The sequence below is a fragment of the Streptomyces sp. NPDC047072 genome (assembly GCF_040643855.1).
Taxonomy (GTDB): domain Bacteria; phylum Actinomycetota; class Actinomycetes; order Streptomycetales; family Streptomycetaceae; genus Streptomyces.
Map to the genome: position 1 here is coordinate 64,052 of NZ_JBEYVC010000021.1, position 23,974 is coordinate 88,025.

A 23,974-nucleotide genomic window follows, 5' to 3' on the forward strand; every position below is an offset into this window, starting at 1 on the left:
CCGCGGCCGCCAGGTTCCGCACGCCGCACGCGTGGATGAAGTCTTCGTGTTGATCGGCACGGACGAGCACGGCCAGGACGTCGGGTACCCCGAGGATCCCGGCATCGCCGCGCGGCTCGTCCGCGGTGACGTCACCACCTTGCTGCCGTTCAGCCCTGGGCGGTCAAGAACTGGCGGGCGCCACGCAGCGTCGTGCGCAGTCCTCGTTGGGTGGCGCGGCTGTCGAGACGCACGTCGAGCGGTCCCGGCAGCGCGGTGTCAGCCCGCCGGCCTGCGCGCAGCCGGGAAGCGTCGAGCCCGTCCCGCCCGGCGACGAGGACACCCAGCTCATAGCGGCTCACGGCGTCGGCACCCGCCAGATGATGGACACCGTGCGCGTTGCCGGACGCGAGTTCCAGCAGGGCGGCGGCCAGGTCGGCGACATGTACCGGGCACCGGATGTCGTCGGTGAACAGCACGCCGTCACGGACGCCGGTCGCGAGATCGTGAACCAGGCGTACGTGCTCGGACCGCCGGTCGCCGATGATCAGCGAGGTCCGCGCGATGGCAGCGTCCGGGTGCACTAGCCGGATGGCCGTCTCGGCTGCCGCCTTCGCCGCGCCGTAGGGGGTGACCGGGTCGGGAAATCTGCTCTCCTCGTAGGTCACTTGGGCGCCGGAGAAAATGGCGTCGCTGGAGATGTGAACGAAGCGACTGCCGCTGCGGGCAGCAGCGATCGCCAGACGTGCCGGGCCCTCCGCCGTGACCACCCAGTCGGCATGGGCGCTGGAGGTGTTGATGACGACGTGAGGACTCACATCGCCGACGAGGGATTCCACCCGCTCGTGGTCCCGTAGGTCGAGGGCGTGCCAGGTGACACCCGGAGCGCTGCCCTGCCGGGTCGCGAAGGTAGAGAGCGTCTCGTGACCAGCTGCGACCGCCTGACGGGCAAGCTCAGCGCCCAGGAACCCGCTGCCGCCGATGATGAGAACTCTCATGACGCGAACGGTAGGGAACGGGCGCTCGCGCTGTCTGCTGAACCCGTTAAGGTCACCCCTTGGCCCGTCGGACGCAGCCGCCATCCGGACCGTCCTGCCTCGCGGCAGCCGTCACGACCGACGGACGCCGAGCCGACCGCCTCACGCCCGGCCCGGCCCGCGACACCACTGCGGCGATTTGGGTTCTCTCGGAGGCGCTTCGGCCGCTTCAGCCAGCGGCACGGCGGCCGGCGTGTGGTGCGAGCGCCCCATCAGCTGAGGGCGTTACGCGTCATTCGGTCGCACCGGCCGGGACGGGAGCGGCGGCTTCGATGCGGTCCAGGAGTTCCCCGAAAGTGATCCCTTTATCACCAGGGCTGTGGTCGAGGGCCTTGTGCAGGGCGCTCCAGCGTTCCGGCTGGGTACCGCATCGTGCGAGGAGATGGGGCAGGGCGAGACCGGATTCCTGGCGGCTGATGACTTCGTCCGCGGGCAGCTGACGCAGGTGGTCAAGGGTGTGGTGACGGGAGTTGAGGACGGCGCGGTGGATGTCGTCGCGTGTCCAGATTCCTTCCGTCTCCGGGGCGTTCAGCCAGGACTGCAGTACTGCCCCGGGGTCGGGGTGGTGGTCGAGTTCGTCGTCGGTGAGCAGGCGCAGCACCGCCTCGTTCGCGTCGTCCGGAGCAAGTGCGGCCGCGCTCGTGCGCAGCCAGTCGGGAACGTCGCCGTGGTGGCAGATCCACGCGAGTTCGAGGGGATGCAGCGTGGTGAGAGCCTCGGTGACCGCGGTGCGCGGAGTGCGGGGGTTGGCGGCGAGCGCGGTCAGCAAGAGGGCCCGCCGGTGCTGGTAGTTGGACTCCAGGAGTCGCACCGGGCTGAGCAGGTCGGTGCCGGCGCTGATGCGGGCCAGCTGGGCGCTGGGGGGCCTGGATACGACGGTGGGCTGCTTCAGGGCCGGGATCAGGGTGCAGGCCTTGGCCAGGTGGGTGGGGTTGGCGCTGAGCAGGGCCAGGTCCTCGGCCGCCGCGAGGACCTTCTGGTCGTCCTTCGATGTGCGTGGCGGGGTGAGCAGGCGGCCGCGGCGTACGCATTCGTCGGCGGCGGCGTGCAGGTGTTCGACCGCGATGTCGCGGAGGCGGGGATTGGAGCGCACCCGCTGAGCGATGCGGTGGAGCCGATGGCGGGCACTCACGCCCGGCTTGGGGAGGTCGGCCATCTCCGGCAGGCACAGGGCTGGCAGGCACGCACGGAGGAGGCCGTCGTCGAGGACCGGTTCGGGTTCCGGCAGGCCGTCGGCCAGGGTGTCGTCCTCGCCGCCGAGGGACGAGGCCGAGGCCATCGCGCGGGTGCGGCGGGCTTCCACCTCGGCGTGGTCCAGCAGCAGATGCTGGACGGCCATGCCGAGGACGGGGTGGCCGACGAGGGCGGGCCACTGACCGGGGCAGGCATGGAGGATGCGCCAGGGGGCGCCCTCACCGAAGTCGTGGGGCAGCCCGAGGGCGGGGTCCGAGCTGACGTCCCATCCCTTATGCCGGCCGGGGTTTTGGAGGAGACGTGCAAACGGGGTGAGGGCCTGCTCCAGGACCGCGCTGAGAAGGGCCGGCGGCATGGGCGGGACCGGCGCGGCGTCCGAACGGTAGCGGTGAGGATTCCACTCGCTGACCACGCTCTCCAGGTCGGTGTCCTGGAAATGGATGAGCAACCCGATCGCGTCATCGACCAGTTGGGGGTGCCGGGCCAGGCCGGCGGCCAGCTCGGGCGTCGGCCGACGGCCTTTCAAGATCGCCGGGAGATCTGCGGCCGTGACCAGGCCCAGGCCGGCCAGTTCGGCGATCTGCGTGTCGTCGGTCTGCTGCAGCAACTGCCGGCGCAGCGCCGGATCGGCCGTGCGCGGCAGGAGCACCGGCAACGCGGAGGCGACGGCCTTCTTGCGCCGCTCTTCACCGCGGTTGTCGATCCCGTAAAAGCCGCGGGGCGGCGTGCACAGGGCCTCGATCACCGCGGGCAGCGCCTCGTCCGGCAGTTCCTCGGCGACGGCGAGTTGCTGCCACAGCCGGTACGTCCCAGCCCTCACCACGTTCGGCCCTCCCCAGAGTTCGACCCCACGTGACCGGCCGGTCACGGCATGGTTCGAGGCGACGCTAGCCGGAAGCGGCGGCACTCTGGTATGGAACGCTGCAAAAGCGCCATCAGAGGACGCCCTTCAGTCGCCCGTCGGGAGTGCCACTGCACGAACGGCTCCAGGAGTTGGTGTTCCGTCTTCTGTCGGCCTGCGGGGTTCAGGGCCGGGCGGGGGCGTCACGCTAGGCTCGGCGATATGGTCAAGAGCGCTCGGCGCCTGCCGGGGGATCCCTCACAGCTGCATCTCCAGCACACGTATGACCACGGTCTGCGCGATGACCCGCACGAGCAGACCGTGCAGGAGTGGGAGATCAGCATCCGGCACGGGTACGAGGTGCACGACGACGAACACTGTCCCGTGCTCAACACCCCGGATTCGCCAGACGACTGCCGCGATGGACAGTGCCCGGCTTTCGAGGAACAGGGTGTCGAGATCGGGCGCATGACCTTCTACCGGATCCGCCTCGACCAGGGGATGAATGCCTGGTGGGCGATGGAGGAGGAGTCCCAGGAGCTCTACGAGATCGCCACCGTCCTCCTTGACCAGGAAACCGGCTACTTCACCGACGAAGTCGATCAGCAGCTCGAATACGTGGGCACGGACCTCCTGGTCATGGACCGCGTGGTCCTCGACAGCGAATGGAGAGGACGCGGCCTCGGCTCCGTCCTCGCAGCCGAGGCCGTCAACCGGCTTGCCCCAGGCTGCCGCGCCGTGGCCTGCTCTCCAGGGATCTCCGACCACGAGGACGGCTGGAAACCCGATGAGGGCGAATGGAACCAGGTGACTGCGAAGATCGCCGCAGCCTGGGAGAAGGTCGGCTTCACCCTCTTCAAGGACAACGTCTACCTTCTCAGCCCCGCCACGGTGGTTCCCGAGGAGCGGCGGGCAGCCCTCCGAACCGAATTCAAGAGCCTGTGCGCCGCATGGCGGGAATCCGCCCTCACCGCCCAGGATCACCCCCACGCCTAGACGCGGATCCTGCGGGGGCCGCCTCACCGGTCAGGGCGTCTTCAACCCCCGTCTCCGGGGTGGGTGGTGCCGGGCGTCGGCGTCGGTAGCGGCGCTGGCCGCGAGGTCCTCAGAACAGCGGCTTGGCGGCCCGCCGCCTCCCCGTCCACGGGCCTCGTGGCGACCGCGCATCAGCCGCATCGCCCGGTAGCGTCACCATCAACCGCCTGAACTGGGAGGATCACGTGCACCCCATGTCCCTGACCGCGATCGCCGCCGTCACCGGCGGCCGACTCGCAGATGTCCTCGACCCCGAAGCCCAGGTCACCCAGCAGGCCGTGTTCGACTCCCGCGACGCCGTACCAGGATCACTGTTCATCGCGCTTCAGGGAGCGCACGCCGACGGACACGCCTACGCCGAGGCCGCCGCCAACCAGGGCGCCACCGCAGCCCTGGTCACCCGGCCCGTCGGTGTGCCCGCGATCGTCGTCGACGACGTGCTCACCGCCTTCGGACGACTCGGACATGCCCTCCGCCGCGACGCGCTCAGCACCGTGCGGATCGTCGCCATCACCGGATCCGCCGGCAAGACCAGCACCAAGGACCTCGTCGCCCAGGCACTGCCCGGAAGCGTCGTTGCCACCCCCCAGTCCTTCAACAACGAGATCGGCCTGCCCCTCACGGTCACCATGGCGAAGCCCGACACGGACTACCTCGTGCTCGAGATGGGCGCCCGCCACATCGGCGACATCCGCGATCTCACCCACATCGCCCCACCGGACATCAGCGTCATCACCAACGTCGGCACCGCCCACCTCGGCGAGTTCGGCAGCCGCGACAACATCGCCCAGGCCAAGGGCGAGATCGTCGAAGGACTCTCCCGAGGCGGGCTGGCAGTCCTGAACGCCGACGACGACTACATCGAGCATATGAAGGACCGTGCCACCGAAAGGGTCGTCACGTACGGCCTGAGCGAGCAGGCCGACATCCGCGCCGTCGACGTCCATCTCGACGCACAGGGCCGCGCCTCCTACGCCCTCACCACCCCCGAGGGCACTGCCCGAGTCCACCTCCTGTTCCTCGGCGAGGAACAGGTCCACAACAGCCTGGCCGCGGCCGCCGTCGCCCGCGAAGCCGGACTCGACGTCGACCAGATCGCCGCTCGCCTCTCCCAGGCCCTCCCACGCTCCCGGTGGCGGATGGAGACGACCACACGTCCCGACGGCGTCACGATCGTCAACGACGCCTACAACGCCAACCCGGACTCGATGCGCCACTCCTTGAGCACGCTGGCCGCCATGACCGGCCGCCACGATCAGCGCTCCGTCGTCGTCCTCGGCCGGATGAACGAGCTCGGAGCCGACGCACGCTCCGCGCACCAAGAGATCGGCCGATACGCCGCCGAACTCGGCCTGGACCAGATCATCCTCGTGGGCGGCACGGAAGCCGGATGGATCCACGAGGCCGCCCGGGACGCCGGGGCGAACGCCGTGCACCTGCGCGACCAGGCGAGGGCGCTGGCCTTCCTGCGCTCCACGCTCCGCGCCGGCGACGCCGTCCTGGTCAAGGCATCCCGCGGAGTAGAACTGCAACAGCTCGCTCAGGCACTGCTTCAGCCGGACCCAGAGCCCGCCGCCTAGGCCCGCGGCCGGGCCGGCCCCTCCCGGCAGCTTCACCGAGCCCGCGTACGCGTGGCCTTGCCCATTGCGCCGAATCCGGTACCCCCGGCGAGGTAGGGCGTGATCCGGCCACCTGAGCCATCACGCCCTCGGCGGCGATCACCGCGGCGGTAGCGTGATCAGCAAGGTTCCGGCCGCCACGGCCCGACAAGGGGGAGGACAGCTCGCATGAGCAGGCACGCCACCGCGTACGTGAACAGCCTCGGCATCTCCGACGCGACCGCCCGCACCGTCCTGCTGCTCCTGGCCGAACGCACCGACGCACCAGGTGATCCCCGCCGTCCCGAGGACGTTCCCGACATCATGGGCCTGGATCTCCAGGCGTCCGACGTCCCCGCGCTCGCCGCCCTGGCCGGGCTTGATCCGGAGGAGTTCCGCCGGCAGCTGCGCGGGCTGAAGCAGCACGTGAAGATGGACGTCCTCGAGCACACCGACGGCGTGTGGGAGATCGTCTACGGACCGTCCTACACCCGGCCCCCCAGACCGCGGCTCGCCGAGCCCGACCTGACCCAGGGCGGCCCGCACCCGTTCTGGCTTCCCGGCTGGGAGAAGTACAGCACCTGGGGCTACGAGCAGGGCCCTGGCGGGCACCAGCACCTGTACGCGCAGTTGATCCCCAACCAGGACGGCCCCGACGCGCAGCCGCGTATCTGGATCACCCCGCCCCGGCACACGGTGCAGAGCGTCGACGAGCTCGCCGAGGCCATTGCCGAGGCCCTCGTGCCTTACCAGCCGGTCCGGATGCCGGGCGTACTGATCAAGACGTGGCTGACTCGACCGCCGCTGTCCGCCTAGCGGCGGCTCCAGCACTGTGGCAGCGAGCGTACGGCCCCTGAATTTCGCCATTGTGTGGCAATGCGGGCCACTGGATGTGTCCCCGGCCGTTTCCACAGGTGACAGGCCATTCAGTACGCACCCGTTGCTGAGTACGGCGGGGTTCGCAGCGGTGGCTGCACGCGGACTACGACAGCCGTCTGCCCAGGTCAGCGGACACAGGCAAACGGGCGCATGGGCGCCCGCCCCTCCGATGCTCGTGGCCGGATGGGGCCCTGACCGGGCCCGATTCCGTGATGGGCCATCAAGTTCTGTCAGTACCCGCTGCTACACCGATCTCTTGGGACGGGCGCTGCATCACCGGCAGGCTCGCTGATCATCATTCGGGGGTGTGGTGTTCAACGAAGACGGGTCGCTCGACCCGCTTTTGAAGTTCCTGCTGTACGTCGTTCTCGCGTTGGCCATCGGCAAAATGCTCTGGAAGTGGCTCACCGAGGACGTCAGCCGGTGGATCACAGTGGACCTGTGGAATCTGATAGCAGACCACCCGTGGTGGACCGCGCTGACCGTCGCCGGCGGACTGGGCGTGCTCATCCTGGCCGGCAGGGTCCTGTCCTTCTTCCTCGACGCCCACGCCTACGGCGGCTCCCACTACGCATCCGACGCGACGACGGACGATGAGCCCGACCCGGACCTGCTGACCTACAAGATGAAGCAGCTCTCCTCAATGACCGCCACGGGCTTCGAGCAGGCGTGCGCCGACCTCCTGGCCCGTGACGGATTCCGCAGCCCCCGCCGGGTCGGCGGTGCCGGAGACCTCGGCGTTGACGTCACCGCACGGGACGACGAAGACCGTCTCCTGATCCTGCAGTGCAAGCAGTACTCCAACCCCGTCGGCTCAGGCCACGTGCAGCAGTTCAACGGCACAGCGCGACCGCACCACGGGGCAGACCTCCCGATCATGATCGGCCTCAACGGCTTCACCGAACCAGCCATCAAGTTCGCCCAGCACCACCAGCTCATCCTCATGGGCCGCGCCGAGCTGAAGAAGTGGGCCCATGGCCGGCACCTGTACGACGTCCTCGGCATCCAGAGCGCGACCCAATGACCGCTCCTTCAGGGATCCGAGGACACGCCCCCGGATGACGGTGGCCTACTCGCCCTTGGGCTCGCCTGCGGCCAGCCTGGGAGCTATCCGGGCACACCGTGCCGCGTACGCTGCCAAGTGCTGCCTTTCGAAATCTTCGGCATCCCAGTCCTCGGTCCGGACGTCTCCGCCCGGCCAGATGTACGCCAGTCCCGATCCGCCCGTGGACAACGCGACTTCGCGCAGGTCATACCGCTCGTCCTCGAACGCGTCAAGGATGCGCCACTCGTCGCTGCTCAGATCGGTCAGGGCTACGCCGGGTGCCGAGCTTCCGTTGGCGCAGACGATGAGGCCCGGGTAAACCCGGCCCTGCAGCGCGGCCGCGCGATAGCCGGGAGCAGATGCCGGAACCCGCTCGGGTATCCGGCCCAGCAGCGCCTGGAGCACGTCACCGAACCGGAGAGTTCCGTAGCAGAACAGCACGTTGGGGCCTTGCGCGAAGCGGGCCAGGCGGGGTGAAGTGACGGACACTAGGACTGATACTCCTCATCGACTGTCGAGGACACAGGCGAGTCAGGCCGTTGACCAGAGCTCTCGATGCGGCCTCGGATGGTTTCTGCCTCCATCATGTCCGCCGCCGCCACTCACCGAGGCGTCGTCCGGCGGCGAGTGCATGCGGCGGCGGTGGCGGGAGGCGATATCGCGCAGTTCGGCGCCGAGCCTTTCAGGGCCGAGCAGCATCAGGGGGTGGGCGGCGCTGAGGCTGCGGGCCCGCTGCCACAGCCCGACTGTCGGCACCTGGAAGGGGAGGACGCCGATGCCGTGGTCGGTGAAGGGGAGAGGGTCGAGATAGGTCAGCCCGCCGGTCCCGCACAGGTAGGCGCCGGCGCCGGTTGTGGCGGCCAGGTCGGCCAGCCGCTGGGAGCGTCCGGGGCGGGCGGCCAAGCGGCTGCTGGAGAAGATGTGGCCTTGCCAGCCGAGGAGATCGAGCAGGACGCGGGTGGACATCTCGGCGACCGTCGCGGTCCGCCCGGTGGCGAAGGCGTCCAGCACTGGACCCAGGGCCCGGGCGAGGGACGGCCAGTGGGGGCTGTTCCCGTAGTGCTGCCGCAGCATGCCCCTGGTCCTGCGGCGTGCGCGAACCGCATCGTCGATCAGCACGTCGCGGATGAGGGTGGGCCGCCCGTCGGGCAGGTGGGCGGGGATGGTGAGCCACTGCTGCCGGGCTGGGTCATCGAGGGCGGCGAGGCGGGCCCGGTGCTGGTAGTCGCGGCGGGCGAACTGCACGTCGTCGAGGACGATCCAGTAGTCCGCCGCGAACAGCTTGGCCAATGTGGTCAGCCGGGGAAAAAGGTTCGGCTGGTGGATTACGCACAGCCCGCCCGGGGCGAGCAGATCACGAGGTGATGAGGCGGCTGGTGAAGCCGTCACGGTTGAGGGACTCGTACGCGCCATGCACGTCCTCCGGGACCTCCTGCTCGATGGCGAAGCCGAGCTTCGGATACTCGATGATCCGCTGGAGGTCGCCGACGAGCATGTCCAGGACGAGCTTCTCGTCGCCGATGGACTTCAGGTAGTCGTCGAACTCCAGTGGCTCCGATGCGCAGAGGATCTCGACGTCCGGCCACAGCTTGCGGGCGGTCGCGAACGACCGCCGCTCCATGTAGGGCTTGGAGACCAGCAGCACCGTCGTGGGGCGGATGCCGGCGGCGGCGAGGACCTCTCGTGAGAGGGTGATGTTCTGCCCGGTGTTGCTTGCGGTCGGCTCCAGCAGGATCGCCTCGGCGGGGACGCCGAGTTCGATGGCGTGTTCACGGAAGTGGACTGCTTCGCCGCGCGGGAAGACCTTGGCGGTGGTGGGGCTGTTGCCGCCGGTGAACACCACGGCGGGGAAGAGCCCGGTGCGATACAGCTCGGCGCAGTGGGCGGCGACGCCGAGGTCGTGGCTGCCCAGGCCGATGGCCGCGTCGACGGGCCGCGGCTCGTGGTGCATCTGGTGGTAGTCCCAGATCAGCTTGGCCTGGTGCCACTGGTTCTCGGTGATGGCCTGCTGCTCGTTGCTCACGCGTTTGTCTCCCTGGTCACCGCTGCCGGGGGCCGGTCGGCCCCTCGCTCATGGCCTTGATGCCCTCGATGCTGCGCAGTTGGTGTACAAGTCCGTACTGCGCGGCCGTCCGGGCGGCCGCATCGAGGACGAGGAGTCCATCATCCCGGGTCCCGGAGTCGGAGAGCAGGATGTGGCCGTGAGCGGTGTCCAGCCGCACGCGTTGCATGGGTGTTTCCGTGGTCCCGCTGCTGCGGGCGATGTCGATGAAGTGCAGGGCCTGGGTGAGGTCGCCGGCGCCGCGGCGGGCGAGGGCGAGTTTCTGGTGGGCCACCGACCAGTCGTCGGGCTCCTGGAGGTCTTCGAAGTCGCGGGTGGCGGCCAGCATGACGCGGGTCGCGTAGTCGTGGCGGCCGTCCTTGCTCAGGGCGGTGCCCACCCACAGCCGCGCGCGGGCGCGGTCGCGGTGGGACAGCCGGTCGTCGACGGCGAGATCTTCGTAGGTGCGGGCGGCGGTCTCCAGCTCTCCGGACATCTCCGCGACGACCGCGAGGGACAGGTCGAGCTGGGCGACGCGGCGGGGAATGTCGAGCCGGCTGAAGACCGCGCGGGCTGCGGCATAGGAGTACTGGGCGGAGATCGGACCGAGGACTGCGCCTTGGTCCCGCCTGAGGTCGCCGAGCATGGCGGTCGAGCGGGCGAAGAGATACAGGCCCTTGTCGTCCAGCTCGCAGGCCTTGAACCGGCCGAGCCAGCGGCCGAGGAGACTGTCGGCGAAGACGAAGTCCTGCCGGGACAGGGCGACCACGGCCCGGTCCAGGTCGTCGGCCCACGACTCGTATTCCCAGGCTCTTGGGCCCGCGGTGGTGACACGCCGTAGACCGGCGTTCTGCAGCGGGCTGGTCATCTCGGACAGATGTGTCTCGAACCTCAGATGGACGGCGGCGTCCGCCCGGCCGAGGGCGGTATCGAGGATGGCCTGAGTGTCGGGTCGGGGCGCGGTGTTGGCGAGCTTGCTCTCCCACTTGGAGACGGTCGCGACGGCGAGGCCGAGCTGCTGGGCGTAGGCCCGCACGCTCAGTCTCAGGGCGAGCCGAAGGGCCTTGGCCTCCAGGCCGGTCCAGTGGTGCACGGTCGCCACGCCTCACTCCCTTCCACTGGTCATGGAAGCAGACGGCTGTGGGCGGCGGCACGGAAGTGGAACGGAAGTAGAACAGGCGGTGGTTGGCGCGGAGTTGTGATGCATCCACCATCAAGAACGTCATCAATTTGTCGAGCGCCTTGGACGGTCCCCGGCATGGAACCCCTCACGGAGCATCGCCAGGTCAGCGCCCCGGTGGTGTACGGATTCCTGCGGCTGGTAGGGGTCTCCGCGGCCCGGCAGGAGGCGCTGACAATGTCGCTCGCCGAGTACTGCCGCAGCCACGAGCTCCAGCTGTCCGGCCTCTTCACCGACCGCGACGCGGCACCGGGACCATCGTCGTCGGCTTTCACCGGCTTGCTGGACGTGCTCGCACTGCCCGACGTCTACGGCGTGGTCGCCCCCGCCCTCTCGCACCTGGGACCCAAGGCCATAGCCGCCGACCGCGGGCGGCGCATCGAAGCCGCCGGTTCCCGGCTGCTGCTGATGCGCCGCCCATGTCCCGCCCACCCATCCGTCTCCCGCAGCGCGCCGGCCCGACGCCGCCCCGGAACCCCCCGCGTCCTGGGCGCCGGGTGATGAGAGCCACGATGACCGAAACGACCCAGCGCTTCTTCGACGCCCGGCCCGAGTCGGTCCGCCAGGCACGCGCCTTCACCGCCGAAGTCCTCACCGGCTGGGGCCTTCTGGACCGTGCCGAGGACATCCGCCTGTGCGTCTCAGAACTCGCAACGAACGCCCTGGTCCACGGCACCACCCCCGGCCGCGGCTTCCTGGTCAAACTGGACCTCGATGAGGAAGAGGAAGCCGTCCGCCTCGAAGTACACGACAGCCGTTGCCAGCCGCCCCAGGCGCGCCAAGCCGCGGACACGGACTCGTCCGGGCGCGGACTGACTCTGGTCGACGCGCTCGCCGACGGCTGGGGCGTCAAGGACCGCACCCCGGTTGGGAAGATCGTCTGGACTTGCTTCAAGGCCCCCGGAGGGACAACAGCATGAGCGTCATCCTTCCGGCCGATCCCGGCCTGCGGCTGCTGGTCTCCCTCGCCGCCTGGACCTGGCCCGGCACCGGAGCGGACGGCCGCGACGTCGGGCACATCCTGATCACCCATTCCCCTGCCCTGACGGGTCTGAGTACCGCCGAGACGGTCGAGGCCCGGATGCGGCGTCTGTCCGACAGCCTCGGCTCTCTGGCCAGCGCCCGGGAGGTCGTCCCGGACCTCGGCCGCTGCCTGCAGATCGTCGGCGACCACGTGCTGCTGCACATATCCGGCGCGTCCCGTCAGCTACGGCTCCCAACCCGCCGGTCCTGGACGGAGCTGGCTGCCCGTCACGGCGAAGCGGTTCTCCTGCTCGGGCTGGACCCGCTGCCGCAGTCCGCCGACGCCGCGCGCATCGACTCCTACCTGGACACCGCGCTCGCGGCCGACCGGCTCCGGTTCGGACGAGCCCGCACCCGATGAACCCCGGGTCTTCTGAAGCGCTCAGTTGTTGGGGGCGTGCGCCACGGTGGTGTGCGCCCTGCCGGAACCCGGGTGGTCGGCCGTACGGTCGTCTCGGTGTCCTGGTACCCGGCCGGGCGCGAGGAGGGCGGAACGGGATGGACCGGCGGAGCATATTGGGCGCGGGGGCGGCGCTAGGGACCGCGGTCGTCGTACGGCCGGCCGCAGCGTGGGCCGACGATGCCCCAACAGCAGTGTCGGACGCCGAGCTCGGCGCGGCCCGCGCGCTATTCGTCGTCGGCGCCTACGACCGCCTCGGCCGGCTCATGCCGCTGCTTCTGACCGGCGCCGAGCACGGCGTCCGGACGGGCCCGGCCGGCGCTGCCAGGGCGGCAGAGGTGTGGGTGCTGGCGGCGCAGCTGGCCGTCAAGCAGGGCCGCACCCCGGCCGCCGGCGCGTACGCGGGCCTGGCTGGCGCTGCGGCCCGCCGCTCGGGCGACGCCCTCGTGCTGGCCGCCTCGGCTCGCGCGGCCGCCACTCCTCTGCGTCGCACCGGCCGTACCCGAGAGGCCCTCGTCCTGCTCCAGGAGGCACACGCACACCTGACGGTCAGCTCCCGGCCCGCTGCGGCCGCGCTGGATGCAGCCGGAATGGTGGCGCTCACCGCTGCCTACACCGCCGCCCAGGCCCATCTACCCGTCATCGCCAGGGACTTCGCGGACAACGCCGAGCAGACGGCCCTGAGAATCGCCCACAGCCCGCACACTGCTGACGGTCCCCGGGAACTGTCCGCCGGCCAGTGCGTCTTATACCGGATCGGGATCGAACGCCACCTCGGCGACGTCGACGGCGCTCTCGCCCACGCCCGCCGCCTGGACCCCGGGCAACTGCTCACGGCCGAGCGCCGGGCCCGTGCCGCCACCGACACCGCCCGCGCCCTGCTCGACGTCGGCGACATGGCCAGCGCTTTCGCTCAGCTGCGCCTGGTCGAACTCGCCGCGCCCGGCGAGGCGCGCCGCCCCTCGGTGCGCGCGCTGGCGACCAGAATCGCGGCCGACCGGCCTGGCCTACCGGGCCTTGCCGCCTACACCCGCCGCACCGCCCCGGACACGAGCAGACCGGCGTGGTAGACGGACGGACCGGGCACCACTTCCGGACGGACGACCACCAGGCCGGGGCGGCATCAGCCAGCTGTACTACGGCAGCCTGCTCGTCCCGCTGCCGATGTGCTCGGACGTGACCGCTCGGTTCATGAGCCGTTTGACGGCCTCGGCGGCGGTGAGGCCGCCCTGGATGATGTCGACGACGGCTTCGGTGACGGGCATCTCCACGCTATGCCGCCGGGCAAGACCCAGGATTGCCTGGGAGGATGCCACGCCTTCGGCGGTCTGCCGGGTGGCGATGGTCGCTTCGGCAACGCTCATACCGCGTCCGAGGTGCTCACCGAAGGTCCGGTTGCGGGATAGGCCGGAGGCGCAGGTGGCGAGCAGGTCTCCGGCCCCGGCAAGGCCGGTGAAGGTGAGGGGGTCGGCACCCAGCGCGACGCCGAGGCGGGTGACTTCGGCGAGGCCACGGGTCATCAGCAGAGCACGGGAGTTGTCGCCCAGGCCCAGGCCGGCTGTGAGACCGACGGCGAGGGCGATGACGTTCTTCACCGCCCCGCCGAGCTCGCAGCCGATCACGTCAACGGTGGTGTAGGGGCGGAAGTAGCCAGTGGCGCACGCCTGCTGAAGGGTCTCGGCGACGCTGTGGTCGGGGCAGGCGACGACCGAGGTGGCGGGCCGACGGTTGGCGACCTCGCGGGCGAGGTTGGGGCCGGAGATGACGGCGACCCGCTCCTTGGACAGACCGGTCACCTCGGTGATGACCTCACTCATCCGCAGCCCGGTGTCCGTCTCGATGCCCTTCATCAGACTCGCGACCACCGTTTGTTGCCCGATCAGCGGAGCCCAGGCGGTGAGGCTGGCACGCAGTGCCTGCGCCGGAATGGGCACCACTACGCATTCGGCGCCCTTCACGGCAAGGGCGACGTCGCCGGTCGCCTTCAGCCCCCGCGGCAGAGCGATACCGGGCAGGTAAGCCGGGTTCTCCCGGCGGGTGTTGATCGCCTCGACGATCTCGGCACGGCGGCCGTGCACCACAACGTTGTTCCCGGCGTCGGCGAGGACGGCCGCGAATGCGGTGCCCCATGACCCGGCTGAGAGCATGGCAACCCGCACTCCCACGCCCTTCCATGTCACGCTAGATGGTCCTCGCCCTGGGCGAACGTCGCTTACGACGGCACGGTAGCGGAGTCCGGCACTCGCGGGGTTCGGGACACCCGAACGAGTACGGTGCTCTCTCCACAGTGGTAGGGGTGAGGGCCGTCGAAGGTTACGCCCTATCAGGCGCATTGGGTCCAACAGAGGTAGCGCCTTGGGCTGGGGCGACGCGTACGAAGTTGCTGCGTCCGGTGACCGGGTTCAGCACCGCGACCTTCAGCGGGGCCCGGGCTGCGGCTTGGACGCGAGAGAGCCAGGTTTGATTCGGTACCAGGATTGTCAGGTCCTTCGGCCATTCCGCGAGCGCTCCGGGATCTGGGCATATGACTCCAGCAAGATTGAATCCGCCATTCTCCCACCTTGGCCGGGCGTAGACGAGCAGCCCGTTGCCGTGAGCGGGGCTCAGGTCTCCGTATTTGATCGCCTTGCCCGAGGCAGAGCGGACCATCTGCGTGAAGACCTGCCACACCGTGGCGTCCAGGCCCGTTCGCTCGAAGAAGCCCGTCAGGCGCTGTACTTCCGCCTCCCACTCCCGCGCCCGCTCCTGTGCGCGACGCTCCGCGTCCCGGCGGTACTGCTCGGCAGCGGCGGCCCGCTGCTCGGCCTCCTGGCGGCGACGCTCGGCGGCAGCAGCCTGCTCGACGGCCTCGGCTTCCGCCTCCATCCGGGCGCGAGCGAGGGCCAGGTCCTCGTACGCCGGCGCCGTCCACCACACCGTGCCGTTCGGGCCGGTGTGGGCGCGCACCCGCCCGTCGAGGATCCACTTGACCGCGTCGCTGAGCGGGCAGGTGATGTGCTCCCACTTCGCCTTCGCCGTCAGCGTGCGCGGTGCCCAGGTGTAGCGCGCCACCCCGTGCCGCACCGTCCAGGACTCCCCCCGTTTCCGCGGGGAGCGCACCCGCAGCGAGGGCACGATGCGCTCCCAGGGCCGCTCCTCCAGGGCGACCCAGCACACCGCCACTCCGTCCTGCGCGTAGCGGTCCGTGCGCATCCGCGCCTCGTCCGGCGTCATGGGCGATAACTGCGCCTCCAGCGCCATGAAGGGATGGTCGCGCTCGTCGAAGACCATCACGTCGGCCCGCCAGTTCCGGGCCTCACTGCTGACCTCCAGCTCCGCCCGCCACCCCGCCGCCCGAGCAGCCGTGGCCAGCTCCAGCTTCAGCAGGTGGTGCTCCGGCGATTCGTTCGCCAGCGCGCAGTCCGGCGGCCGCACCTGGTGGTAGAAGTGCCGGGCGCTGTACGGGGAGACCCGAGCGAAGACCCGACCCCGGCACTCCGGGCACGCCAGCACCAGACCTTTGACGCGATGGACGTCCGCCCAGGCACGTTCGCACCCGAGATCGTTCAGCGACGCGTCCAGCCGGCCCCAATCCGGGTGTACGGCGGTGTATCCCATCGGCTCCCCCTTGTGCGCCCACGGCCCAGCGTCCCCACGCCGAGACGGCACCACGCCGGATCCAGGAGAACGGCGGGAACTGAGCGCTGCCCGCCGCTTCTGGCCAGCGCCGGTTGGGCCTGTTGCCCCTGACAGGACCGAGCCCGTCAGCCGGCTCCCGGCTAGAGTCACGCGAAGGGGGCCGGAGCCACTGGCATTGGCTCCGGCCCCCGTCCCGTGTCGGGTGAGGACGGTCAGTCGGTTTCTTCGTGCGGTTCGAGGAGGGCGAAGTACGTCTCGCGCTGCTGCTCGGTCAGCTCGCCGTCGAGCGAGAGCGCGGAACGCAGCGCGCTCAGCGTGTCCGCCGCCGGCATGTTCCACGTCCTGTGGGCCTGGCGCTGGATCTCCCCAATGGTGGCGTACGCCTCGCCGGGGAAACACCGGATGTACCAGTCGAGCGTCTTGCCCACCGACGGCGTCAGGTTGAAGTGCCACCACTCGGGGGACGCCTCGGCGTCCTTGTCGCCGTCCTCGGTGCCGGCGAACATCTCGGCGGTCTCGGCAAAGTCGAACAGTACCGCGGCCCGCACGGTACGCCCGAGGTGCTCGGTGGGGACGATCTGGTCGAGGCCGGCCGCTACCGACCAGGCGAGTTCGCCCGCGATCTGGGCGACGGACTCCTTGTTGCGGTGGCGCAGCACCCACCGCTTTCGCATGTCGGGCCGGTCGTACAGCGCGTGCTGGAAGTCGGCGGTGAACCGGTCGCGCACCTCGGCCGCGCCGGGTGAGAGGCTGTCGCGGTCGCCGGCGGACATTGCCTCCCCGACGCCCGTGTAGGAGCGCTTGCGGGCCTCCACCCAGTCCTGGGCCACCGCACGGGCCCACTGGTCGCGGCCGCCGACGGTGGCCTGCGGCAGCGGCACCTCGCTGTTGCCGCGCGAGATGTAAGCCCGCAGCGTCGAGGCGGTGATGCCGCCGAGCTCGGCCATCTCCGGGGCTCCGATCAGCTGCGCCGCCGTCAGCTCCGGGCTGGCGACGTCGACCACGCACCGCTCCAGCGGCAGCGCGCCCTCGCGCTCCTGATGGTGCTGGGCCCAGAGCGCGAGGTAGTCGAGCCAGTTGTCCGGCCGTTCGGCCTCGCGATCGAAGGCTGCGACCTTGCCGATGTACGCCAGGTTCGGTTGGGCCCGGCCGTCGAGCATGTCGGCGGCGCTGACGGTGGCGGCCGCGCGGGCCTTGCGTCGCTCGTAGTCCTGGGTGACGGGGTCCCAGACCTGTCCGGGCCGGTACCAGGTGGTGCCGTCCCACCAGTAGCCGCCGGCGCGGAACAGCAGTGTCTCGCCGTCCCAGTCGGTGTGCAGGGAGGAGGTGTCGCCGTCGCTCAGCAGCAGCACGGTCCGGCCGTGTTCGGGGTGGTAGCGCACCGCCCAGCCGAGGGTGTTGTCGAGCGGGTCGGTGGTGAAGGCACGCCAGCCGCCGTCGGGGCGGTTCTTGTCGAAGCGGCCCCACATGCCCGGGCCCCGGTTGCGGCCCACGGCCTCGATAGCCTCGGGGCCGTCGTCGAGCGGGATGTGGGAGTCGTCGATGAAGGGCAGGCCCGGCACCGGGTGGTCGGTGCGCAGGCCGTTGGCGAGCGGACGAATGTGACTCAAGGCTGATTCCTCGTTTCACTCCGAGTGCTGCACGCTTCGTGCAGCACTGACCTACTCCCCTTATACATGTATGCCAACCCTCTTTGTGCAACGAAAATCGGCCAACCTCCTTCCGGGTGTCCGTGGATCGCGGACGAGGGTGATCACGTCGGATAGCTTCACTCCTTATCCGACGCGACAGAACGGGACATGACGACCCGTCGCCACCGTGTCCGACCGGAGGGGAAACCACACCGTGATGCTCGACCGCTCCACCGTCCCGGCCATCCCGGAAGACCGGGCATTCACCGTCGACCAGCTCACCCCGCAGGACTACGCCGCCGTCTGCACGTTCCTGGGCGACCGTCTGCGCGAGCTGGTCGACAGCGGCCAGCAGGCCGCCGCACGGGCGATCGACGAGGCTCTGTCCGTCCAGACGGACACCCTCGGACCGAACTTCCAGTGGGAGGCCGACTACCCCCACGAGCCGGTGCCCGACAACTGGCTGAGCGAGCGGATGAGCGCCTGGAACCACCTCGTCTGCGTGCTGTGGGCGGGGTGGCAGGACGCCGAGGGCTACGACCGCACCCGCTGGACGCTGGTCTCATCGCCCCGCCCGGCAGCAGCCGCGACGGAGACTCCGTGAGCACGGCCGCCGATATCGCGCTGCCGCCCGCCGAGGACGATCTCGGCGGGCGGCAGCCCGCTGCGCCGCTGGACCCGGCGGCCGCCGAGCGCCAGGAGCTCATCGAGCGGTGGGCCGAACGCCGCCTGGCCGAGGACCTGGCCGACGCCGTCGCCGCCGAGACCACCCCGGACAACCTCGCCCGCCTGCCGGAGCTGGAGGGCTCCCGGGGCGCGCTGGTGGCGTTCGTGACGTGGATGATGCGCGAGGGCCAGCAGAACGGAAGGGCTACGCCCCTGTTCAGTCTCCACACACCTGGCGGCCGCCGTTGTCGGGCTGCGCCAGCGCGGCGCGAAGGTCGAACTCGATCCTGACGACCCGAACCAGTCCGACCTGACCAAGCCGCTGTACCTGATGTCGATGTGCCCGTCGGGCAACGCCACCACCGAAGACTTCGACGACGGCCTCGCGGACTGCTCCACCGAAGCCGTACGCGTCACTGAGATCGGACAGCGCTGGCGCGCCCAGCTCGGGCCGCGCGGCGAATCTCGCTCAGAGGGGGGCGTGACCGGCCACCTGGTTCATCATGCCCATGAAGGCGATCACCACGGCGTTGCGCCGTACGGATCGTGCAGCTGACCGCCAGCCAGAAGGATCGGGGCTCTCGACGAAGCGGTCAGCTAGCTGCGCGGAGGGTGTCCAGGAGGTCCGAGACGTTGGCAGTCCTCGCATGTGGTGCGAATTGGGGTTCGAGGTCCCGGACCATGGCAATGCAGCGAGGGGCGTTGATCCGGTGTGCTAGGGAGAGTGAAGTGGCCGCTGCTGCTGCGGCTTGTTCCGGGTCGCCGGCGCGAAGGTAGTTTTCCGCCTCGTAGGTCAGGAACACGGCCCGCGTCTTGTTACGGGCGGGCGGTAGGACTGCGATGCCTTCGGTGATGAGCCGGTGTGCCTGCTTGGTGTTGCCGAGTTCTGCCAGGCAGCGGCCGGAGTCCACGGCGAGGTCCGCGGGACTCATCCAGGAGCACCAACGCGGTGCCGCATCGGTTGCCGAGTTCAGGGACTTCTCGGCCTGGGCGAGGTCGCGGTAACAAGCCCTGGACTCCTGAAGCATGGCGTGGGCTCGTGCTTTGCGCAGGAACAGCAGGGACCGGGCGGTCGGGTTGGTGGTGCGGGAGAGAGCGTGTTCCAGGCCTTCGGCGGCGGCTCGGGGCTGGCCGAGCCAGATGTTCTGGTAGGCGATGTCCGAGAGTGCGCCAGCTCCCATATCGGTGTCACCGGCCTGGTGGGCGGCGTGGACGGCGGCGTGCCAATGCCGGTTGGCCGCGGCGTGGTGCTCGTGGTCGAAGCGGTGCCAGCCGATGGTCTGGCTGAGGCCGGCGGCGAGTGCGTGCAGCCGGGTCTCCAGGTTGCTGCTGTAGCTGCCGTGTTCGAGGAGATCGACGACGGTCGTCAGGTGCCCGTCCAACAGGGCGCCGGTGTGCTGGCGGTGTGCGGTCGGCAGGCTGTTGAGATCGCGGGCGGCCTTCTCCAGCCAGTCTACGAACGTGGGGTCCACCGGCCGCCCGTTGGTTGCGCCAGCGGCCAGGGCTGGGTCGATCGTGGCCCACTGAAGTGCGAGTGCGCTGAGGGCGGCCGGTGTGTAGGTCAGGAAGGTGCGACGGTCGACGGCCATCTGCGCGGCCTTTCTCAGGACGGTGACGGTGAGCCCGGTGCCGAGGGGAGCGGGCGTTTCCTGGCCGGGCAGCCAGTGCGGCCAGCCCAGAGCGGTCACGCGGTCATGCGGGACGTCGAAGACGTCTGCCAGAAGGTCTTGGGAGAATTCGTCCGGCGTGACGCTCGTCTCCCACAGGGAAACGCGTTGGCGGCTGGTGCCTGCCCGGCGGTCGCGGCGGCGCGCTGCTTCCTTCACGCGCCGGGCGAGCTCCGTCTGGGACCAACCGTGCAGCCACCGCGCGTACGCCAGAGGATGCCGGATGAGTTCGTCCATCACCTCATCGAAGCATCCGTGCCTGGTCCGCCGCGCCGTTTTGCCCTTGGCGGGATGACAGGGAGATGACATGCGAACACTGGTGCGAACAGGGCTCGTTGGCCTGTAATCGGCTCGGTGGCACGGCCGTGCGGATGGTCCGCGACGGTGTTCCGGCGGGGAGGGCAGGGCTGATGGTTGCTGACGTTGTGCACATTGATCGCGCGGCAGGGCCCACTGGGCGGGATGTCCACGGTGCTCTTCAGCTGGACGGCATCTCGTTGCGCGTCCTGACGCCGAACGCCGAGGTGCTCCAGGCCGTCGTGGGCATGCTCGTCCCGGCCTGCTCCGTGGCCGAGCCGACTGCGGCGGTGCAGTGGACGCTGAGGGTGGAAGAGCACCACACGAGAGCGGGAGCCGGTGCTGGGGGCGATCTGTTCCAGGGCCGGCTGTTCCTCGAACTTCCCTACGGGGGACGCCGCCTGGCCGTGGTGGGCATGGACGACGGTGTGATGCGTCTGGTGGCGGCCTACCGCCGGGGCGCGCTGCCGGTGGTGATGGAGGTCGACGCGCGGCAGCAGGTGACGCGGTTACTGGTGACGCCGGGCGACGCGGTCGGGCTGCGGTGGGCGGATTACCTGGCGAGGGTGTTCTTCGCGTCCCGATTGCTGGGATCGGGGTGGCGGATGCTGCATGCCTCGGCCGTCGCCGTCGACGGCAGTGCGCTGGTGATGCTGGCGGGCAGGCACGGGGGCAAGTCGACGCTTGCTCACCGGGCAGTGCGGGACCTGGGAGCACAGTTCCTCGCGGACGACCTGGTGCTGATCGGCCCGGGCGGGACGGTGGTCGGGTGGCCTACCCGCGTCGCGGTCCCCGCGCAACTCGCCGGTGATTGCGATGGCCGGCGCGAGCGCCGGGTCGTGGCCGGTGTGGTGCGCGAACGGGTGCTGTTCACTCCGGCGCAGCACCGTGCGACGCTCGGCGTCGAGTACTCGCCGCCTGTTCCCCTGGGCGCCGTCGTGATCGTGGAGGGCAGCGGAGCGGCTGAGGCGGGAGTCCGGGCGGAGGCCGCGGACGCGCAGACGCTGGATCGGGCAGTGGCCGGGGCGGCGGACGTGCCGCAGCAACTGCTGTACGTGAGTGATCCGCTGGGGTTGATGGGCGGGCCGCGGCTGGCGGACCAGGCCGCCGGGACAGCGCCACCCGTGGGGCTGCTGGCCGGAGTACCCGCCACGGTCCTGCGCGTGGCCGTGGAGCAGCTACCGCAGGCGTCCGTCTGGCAGGCCCTGGAGGGTGTCGTCTCCGGGCTGGGGCGACGCCGATGAACACGATCAACCGTGGCGTCTACGAGGTCTCGAGCGCGGGTCGGAGCCTGGTGGTGGACGCCGATCCGACGCTGGAGCGGCGGTGGGAGTCGATCGCGCCGCATCTGCCCGGCGTGCTGCCGGCCGGCCTGCGGGCCGGCGCTGGCCCGGTGACGGTCCAACTGCCGGCCGGAGCGGCGGATGGGGACGCGCGCCGGGTGCTGAACGCCCATCTGCATCTGCTGCACCTCTCCCACAGCACGCTGTGCGTGCATGCAGTCGCCCTCCAGCATCCGGGCGACGGCCGGGTCGCGGTGCTGCTCGGCGGGCACGGCGCGGGCAAGACGCTTGCCGCGCTGGCCCTGGCCCGCCGGGGCTGGCGGGTGCTGGCCGGTGACGTGGCGCTGGTGGAGTGTTCCTCGCCCGGCGGGCAGCCCCGGGTGCTGGGCGGCACGGCCGCGTTCCTCGCCCGGCGCGGACCGACGCGCCGCTGGTTTCCCGACCTCGAACTGGCGGCAGCCGGCCCCGACCGGGTGGACTTGAGCCTGCTGCCGGGGCTGCGGGAGCCGCTGCCGCTCGACCTGGGCGCCGGAGGGGTCTCGGGGGTCTCGGTCGCGGCAGTGGTGGACGTGGACGGGGACCCGGCCGCCGGGACGGGGACGGTCGAGGTGCTCGACACACACACGGCGGCGACCGTGTGGTGGCGGGCCAGCGGTCACCTGCTGGAGCGGCTGCTCGACAACCGTGCCGTCGTGCTGCGTCAGTTGGAAGACGCCGCGGCCGCCTCGCACCGCCTGGAGCGGGTGCAGAACCTGGCCGGCGTGATCCGGCTGCACGCGGTGTGGGGCGCCCCGGAGATGATCGCCGACCGGATCGAGGACCTGGCCCGCACCGGCACACCGGCACAAACCGCGGAAGTCGACTGATGCCGGGCGAGAACTCCGCGCCGCGCCGGTACGCCGGAGCCCGAGTACGGGTCGGCGAAGGACGAGCACGTCTCCTGCCCGCGGCTGCGCCTGGACCAGGCCTGGTGGCGGGCCAGTTCAGCGTGATCAGCCCCGGCACCGAGCGCAGGCACCTGGCCGGTGCGGACCGCGAGGCCGGCTACATGACCCTCGGCAGGACCGACGACACCGCGGGCTGGGTGCTGGCCCCGGTGCCGCACGGCGCCGCCTTCAACCCGGCCTGCCCCGGAGCGGTGACAGCCCCGCCGGGGATGGAGCCGCGCCTGGTGGCGCTGGCCCGGTTCCAGCAGATGGCGAGCCTGGGCCTTGACCGGGCGCCCGCCGCCGAGCTGGATGACGCGGTGGTCGTCGGTTCCGGACCGGTCGCGGTGGGCTGTGTGCTGGAGCTGTACCGCCGCGGCGCCACCCGGATCACGGTGGTGACCTCACGCCCACGCGCCCCGATCGGCCGCGCCCCCGGGGTACGGTGCGTGCCGCCGGACGGCGTGGGGCGCGGGCAGCTGGTCATCGACGCTGCCGGCGCTCCGGCGTGCGCGGCGGGACTGACCGCGCCTGGAGGCGTCCTCGGACTGCTCGGCACCCCCGGGCCCGGCGACGTTCTCCCGGCGCTGGAGGTGCACCGGGGCGGCTGGACGGTGGTGGGCATGCACGAGCTGGCCCCGGCGGCAGACGGCGCGTATCAGGACGCCTTCACGACGGTGGCGCTCTGGCTCGCCGGGCACCTCGATCCCGTCCTCGCCGATGCGTGGTGTCGCACGGTGCCCGGCGCGCTCGCGCCGGAGGTCTTCGCACTGCTCGATGCGCCCGGCCGGCCGACGGAACCGGTCCTGCTGCTGGACTGGAGGACGCCGTGACCGCGCCCGGCGGTGTTGGGCTGTACAGCATCGGCGTGCGCGGCATGGAAGTGCCTCAGCTGCTGGAGTGGGCTGCCGAGCAGGGAGTTCCCTTCGTGCATCTGCGGGGCGGGCCGCGCGGCTTCGACCTGGCCCGGCAGACCCCTGACGTGCTCGCACACTGGCGGCGGGCGGCGCAGCAGTGGGTGCCGGTCACCGGGGTGACGGCCGACCTGGACCTGACCGACCTGTTCGCCCTCGCCGCCCCCGAGCGGGCGAGGGCCCGCGCCGAGCTAGAGCGCCTGGCGGCCGCGGCCGACGCGCTCGGCGCTGGATGGGTGCGGCTACTGGGCCGCACTGTGCCGAAGGGCCCGCTGCTGAAGGCGATGCTCGGCTCCCGGCTGCCGCAGGCCCGGCTGCCGCTGCTGGTCGAACTCCACCACCCCGGCTGGCTCGCCCCCGAAACGCTGGGCGCCCTGGAGGAGATGCTGGGGCGGTGGCCGCAGCTGCGGCTGCTCGCCGACACCACCCAGCTCGCCGCCGCCCGGCCGGCGGCGAACGGCGATGCGGACGCGGCGCTGGAACGGGTCCTCCACTTCACCCGGGTGCTGCATCTGTCCGACGACGGCACCGGCCTGGACGCCGCGGGCCGGAACCTGGTCGCCGCGAGGGCCCGCAGGCGGATCGCCGACGGCCAGCACATGGAGGTCGCCGTGGAGTGGACCGGCCAACCCCGCACTCCCCAGGCGTGCTTGAGCCGCTACCGGGATGCCTGTCGCGAGTGGCCGCAGCGCGTCGGGCCACCCCCGTGTAGGCCATAGG

Annotated in this window: 24 protein-coding genes; 14 read left to right on the top strand and 10 right to left on the bottom strand. The window is 70.8% G+C overall.

All coding sequences use genetic code 11. The features are described from left to right. Positions 1-149: 149 nt before the first annotated feature. Complete coding sequence (locus tag ABZ896_RS12565) at positions 150-977, bottom strand: sugar nucleotide-binding protein (protein ID WP_360926240.1); 828 nt, start codon at positions 975-977, stop codon at positions 150-152. Between the two features lie 271 nt (positions 978-1,248). After that, complete coding sequence (locus ABZ896_RS12570; protein WP_360926242.1) at positions 1,249-3,030, bottom strand: hypothetical protein; 1,782 nt, start codon at positions 3,028-3,030, stop codon at positions 1,249-1,251. 342 nt (positions 3,031-3,372) lie between these two features. Between ABZ896_RS12570 and ABZ896_RS12575 the strand changes: the two genes are divergently transcribed. The 4 genes from ABZ896_RS12575 to ABZ896_RS12590 all read left to right on the top strand — a co-directional run bounded on the left by ABZ896_RS12575 (position 3,373) and on the right by ABZ896_RS12590 (position 7,587). Further along, positions 3,373-4,047, top strand: a complete 675-nt coding sequence (locus tag ABZ896_RS12575; protein WP_360926244.1) for a hypothetical protein — start codon at positions 3,373-3,375, stop codon at positions 4,045-4,047. Positions 4,048-4,271: 224 nt separating this feature from the next. Next, entirely contained in the window at positions 4,272-5,666 is a 1,395-nt protein-coding gene (gene murF / locus ABZ896_RS12580; RefSeq protein ID WP_360926246.1) for a UDP-N-acetylmuramoyl-tripeptide--D-alanyl-D-alanine ligase, read from the top strand. A gap of 207 nt (positions 5,667-5,873) precedes the next feature. After that, positions 5,874-6,500 (top strand): hypothetical protein, encoded by a 627-nt coding sequence (locus tag ABZ896_RS12585; protein ID WP_360926248.1) that lies wholly within the window; start codon positions 5,874-5,876, stop codon positions 6,498-6,500. 370 nt (positions 6,501-6,870) lie between these two features. After that, positions 6,871-7,587, top strand: coding sequence for a restriction endonuclease (locus ABZ896_RS12590; protein ID WP_360926250.1), 717 nt, complete (start codon positions 6,871-6,873; stop codon positions 7,585-7,587). A gap of 45 nt (positions 7,588-7,632) precedes the next feature. Here ABZ896_RS12590 and ABZ896_RS12595 read toward each other — a convergent pair whose 3' ends face one another. Genes ABZ896_RS12595 through ABZ896_RS12610 form a run of 4 tightly spaced genes read right to left on the bottom strand, consistent with a single transcriptional unit; the run spans position 7,633 to position 10,751 of the window. Then, positions 7,633-8,097, bottom strand: coding sequence for a gamma-glutamylcyclotransferase family protein (locus tag ABZ896_RS12595; protein ID WP_360926252.1), 465 nt, complete (start codon positions 8,095-8,097; stop codon positions 7,633-7,635). 42 nt (positions 8,098-8,139) lie between these two features. Continuing rightward, positions 8,140-9,021, bottom strand: coding sequence for a WbqC family protein (locus ABZ896_RS12600; protein ID WP_360926254.1), 882 nt, complete (start codon positions 9,019-9,021; stop codon positions 8,140-8,142). Beyond that, positions 8,963-9,631, bottom strand: coding sequence for a YdcF family protein (locus tag ABZ896_RS12605; protein ID WP_360926256.1), 669 nt, complete (start codon positions 9,629-9,631; stop codon positions 8,963-8,965). The genes ABZ896_RS12600 and ABZ896_RS12605 overlap by 59 nt, the downstream gene beginning before the upstream one ends. Before the next feature lie 16 nt (positions 9,632-9,647). After that, positions 9,648-10,751 (bottom strand): hypothetical protein, encoded by a 1,104-nt coding sequence (locus tag ABZ896_RS12610; protein WP_360926258.1) that lies wholly within the window; start codon positions 10,749-10,751, stop codon positions 9,648-9,650. A 156-nt stretch (positions 10,752-10,907) separates the two neighbouring features. Here ABZ896_RS12610 and ABZ896_RS12615 point away from each other — a divergent pair, with 156 nt between their 5' ends. From ABZ896_RS12615 to ABZ896_RS12630, 4 genes are all read left to right on the top strand, one after another. Next, the gene (locus tag ABZ896_RS12615; RefSeq protein WP_360926260.1) at positions 10,908-11,330 is read left to right on the top strand and encodes a hypothetical protein; all 423 of its coding nucleotides are present in this window, start codon (positions 10,908-10,910) and stop codon (positions 11,328-11,330) included. Between the two features lie 11 nt (positions 11,331-11,341). Next, the gene (locus ABZ896_RS12620; protein WP_360926262.1) at positions 11,342-11,749 is read left to right on the top strand and encodes an ATP-binding protein; all 408 of its coding nucleotides are present in this window, start codon (positions 11,342-11,344) and stop codon (positions 11,747-11,749) included. Continuing rightward, complete coding sequence (locus tag ABZ896_RS12625; protein WP_360926265.1) at positions 11,746-12,213, top strand: hypothetical protein; 468 nt, start codon at positions 11,746-11,748, stop codon at positions 12,211-12,213. Before ABZ896_RS12620 ends, ABZ896_RS12625 begins: the two co-directional genes overlap by 4 nt. 233 nt (positions 12,214-12,446) lie before the next feature. Then, positions 12,447-13,322: a transcriptional regulator gene (locus ABZ896_RS12630; RefSeq protein ID WP_360926267.1), complete on the top strand. Its 876-nt coding sequence runs from the start codon at positions 12,447-12,449 to the stop codon at positions 13,320-13,322. A 66-nt stretch (positions 13,323-13,388) separates the two neighbouring features. Here ABZ896_RS12630 and ABZ896_RS12635 read toward each other — a convergent pair whose 3' ends face one another. The 3 genes from ABZ896_RS12635 to ABZ896_RS12645 form a co-directional block, all read right to left on the bottom strand. Further along, positions 13,389-14,399 (bottom strand): NAD(P)H-dependent glycerol-3-phosphate dehydrogenase, encoded by a 1,011-nt coding sequence (locus ABZ896_RS12635; protein ID WP_360926270.1) that lies wholly within the window; start codon positions 14,397-14,399, stop codon positions 13,389-13,391. A 166-nt stretch (positions 14,400-14,565) separates the two neighbouring features. Beyond that, the gene (locus ABZ896_RS12640) at positions 14,566-15,849 is read right to left on the bottom strand and encodes a competence protein CoiA family protein (RefSeq protein ID WP_360926272.1); all 1,284 of its coding nucleotides are present in this window, start codon (positions 15,847-15,849) and stop codon (positions 14,566-14,568) included. Between the two features lie 233 nt (positions 15,850-16,082). Further along, a complete protein-coding gene (locus ABZ896_RS12645) occupies positions 16,083-17,480 on the bottom strand; it encodes a hypothetical protein (RefSeq protein ID WP_360926275.1) in 1,398 nt (465 codons plus the stop codon). Between the two features lie 208 nt (positions 17,481-17,688). Here ABZ896_RS12645 and ABZ896_RS12650 point away from each other — a divergent pair, with 208 nt between their 5' ends. Both ABZ896_RS12650 and ABZ896_RS12655 read left to right on the top strand, forming a co-directional pair. After that, the gene (locus ABZ896_RS12650) at positions 17,689-18,105 is read left to right on the top strand and encodes a hypothetical protein (protein ID WP_360926278.1); all 417 of its coding nucleotides are present in this window, start codon (positions 17,689-17,691) and stop codon (positions 18,103-18,105) included. Further along, positions 18,102-18,458, top strand: a complete 357-nt coding sequence (locus ABZ896_RS12655) for a hypothetical protein (RefSeq protein WP_360926281.1) — start codon at positions 18,102-18,104, stop codon at positions 18,456-18,458. Before ABZ896_RS12650 ends, ABZ896_RS12655 begins: the two co-directional genes overlap by 4 nt. A gap of 302 nt (positions 18,459-18,760) precedes the next feature. Here ABZ896_RS12655 and ABZ896_RS12660 read toward each other — a convergent pair whose 3' ends face one another. Then, on the bottom strand, positions 18,761-20,071 hold the full coding sequence (locus tag ABZ896_RS12660) for an XRE family transcriptional regulator (RefSeq protein WP_360926284.1): 1,311 nt from the start codon (positions 20,069-20,071) through the stop codon (positions 18,761-18,763). Between the two features lie 173 nt (positions 20,072-20,244). Here ABZ896_RS12660 and ABZ896_RS12665 point away from each other — a divergent pair, with 173 nt between their 5' ends. From ABZ896_RS12665 to ABZ896_RS12680, 4 genes are all read left to right on the top strand, one after another. Beyond that, positions 20,245-21,375 (top strand): hypothetical protein, encoded by a 1,131-nt coding sequence (locus tag ABZ896_RS12665; RefSeq protein ID WP_360926287.1) that lies wholly within the window; start codon positions 20,245-20,247, stop codon positions 21,373-21,375. Continuing rightward, the gene (locus ABZ896_RS12670) at positions 21,372-22,280 is read left to right on the top strand and encodes a hypothetical protein (protein WP_360926290.1); all 909 of its coding nucleotides are present in this window, start codon (positions 21,372-21,374) and stop codon (positions 22,278-22,280) included. Before ABZ896_RS12665 ends, ABZ896_RS12670 begins: the two co-directional genes overlap by 4 nt. Before the next feature lie 104 nt (positions 22,281-22,384). Beyond that, complete coding sequence (locus ABZ896_RS12675; protein WP_360926293.1) at positions 22,385-23,173, top strand: hypothetical protein; 789 nt, start codon at positions 22,385-22,387, stop codon at positions 23,171-23,173. Further along, the gene (locus ABZ896_RS12680; protein ID WP_360926296.1) at positions 23,170-23,973 is read left to right on the top strand and encodes an AP endonuclease; all 804 of its coding nucleotides are present in this window, start codon (positions 23,170-23,172) and stop codon (positions 23,971-23,973) included. The genes ABZ896_RS12675 and ABZ896_RS12680 overlap by 4 nt, the downstream gene beginning before the upstream one ends. Position 23,974 lies beyond the last annotated feature (1 nt).

Coding starts and splice junctions, on each gene's coding strand:
- ABZ896_RS12565 (WP_360926240.1), bottom strand. CDS start 977: ATGAGAGTTCTCATCATCGGCGGCAGCGGGTTCCTGGGCGCTGAGCTT.
- ABZ896_RS12585 (WP_360926248.1), top strand. CDS start 5,874: ATGAGCAGGCACGCCACCGCGTACGTGAACAGCCTCGGCATCTCCGAC.
- ABZ896_RS12625 (WP_360926265.1), top strand. CDS start 11,746: ATGAGCGTCATCCTTCCGGCCGATCCCGGCCTGCGGCTGCTGGTCTCC.
- ABZ896_RS12615 (WP_360926260.1), top strand. CDS start 10,908: ATGGAACCCCTCACGGAGCATCGCCAGGTCAGCGCCCCGGTGGTGTAC.
- ABZ896_RS12620 (WP_360926262.1), top strand. CDS start 11,342: ATGACCGAAACGACCCAGCGCTTCTTCGACGCCCGGCCCGAGTCGGTC.
- ABZ896_RS12670 (WP_360926290.1), top strand. CDS start 21,372: ATGAACACGATCAACCGTGGCGTCTACGAGGTCTCGAGCGCGGGTCGG.
- ABZ896_RS12635 (WP_360926270.1), bottom strand. CDS start 14,399: ATGCTCTCAGCCGGGTCATGGGGCACCGCATTCGCGGCCGTCCTCGCC.
- ABZ896_RS12600 (WP_360926254.1), bottom strand. CDS start 9,021: ATGGCGCGTACGAGTCCCTCAACCGTGACGGCTTCACCAGCCGCCTCA.
- ABZ896_RS12665 (WP_360926287.1), top strand. CDS start 20,245: ATGGTTGCTGACGTTGTGCACATTGATCGCGCGGCAGGGCCCACTGGG.
- ABZ896_RS12640 (WP_360926272.1), bottom strand. CDS start 15,849: ATGGGATACACCGCCGTACACCCGGATTGGGGCCGGCTGGACGCGTCG.
- ABZ896_RS12660 (WP_360926284.1), bottom strand. CDS start 20,071: ATGGACGAACTCATCCGGCATCCTCTGGCGTACGCGCGGTGGCTGCAC.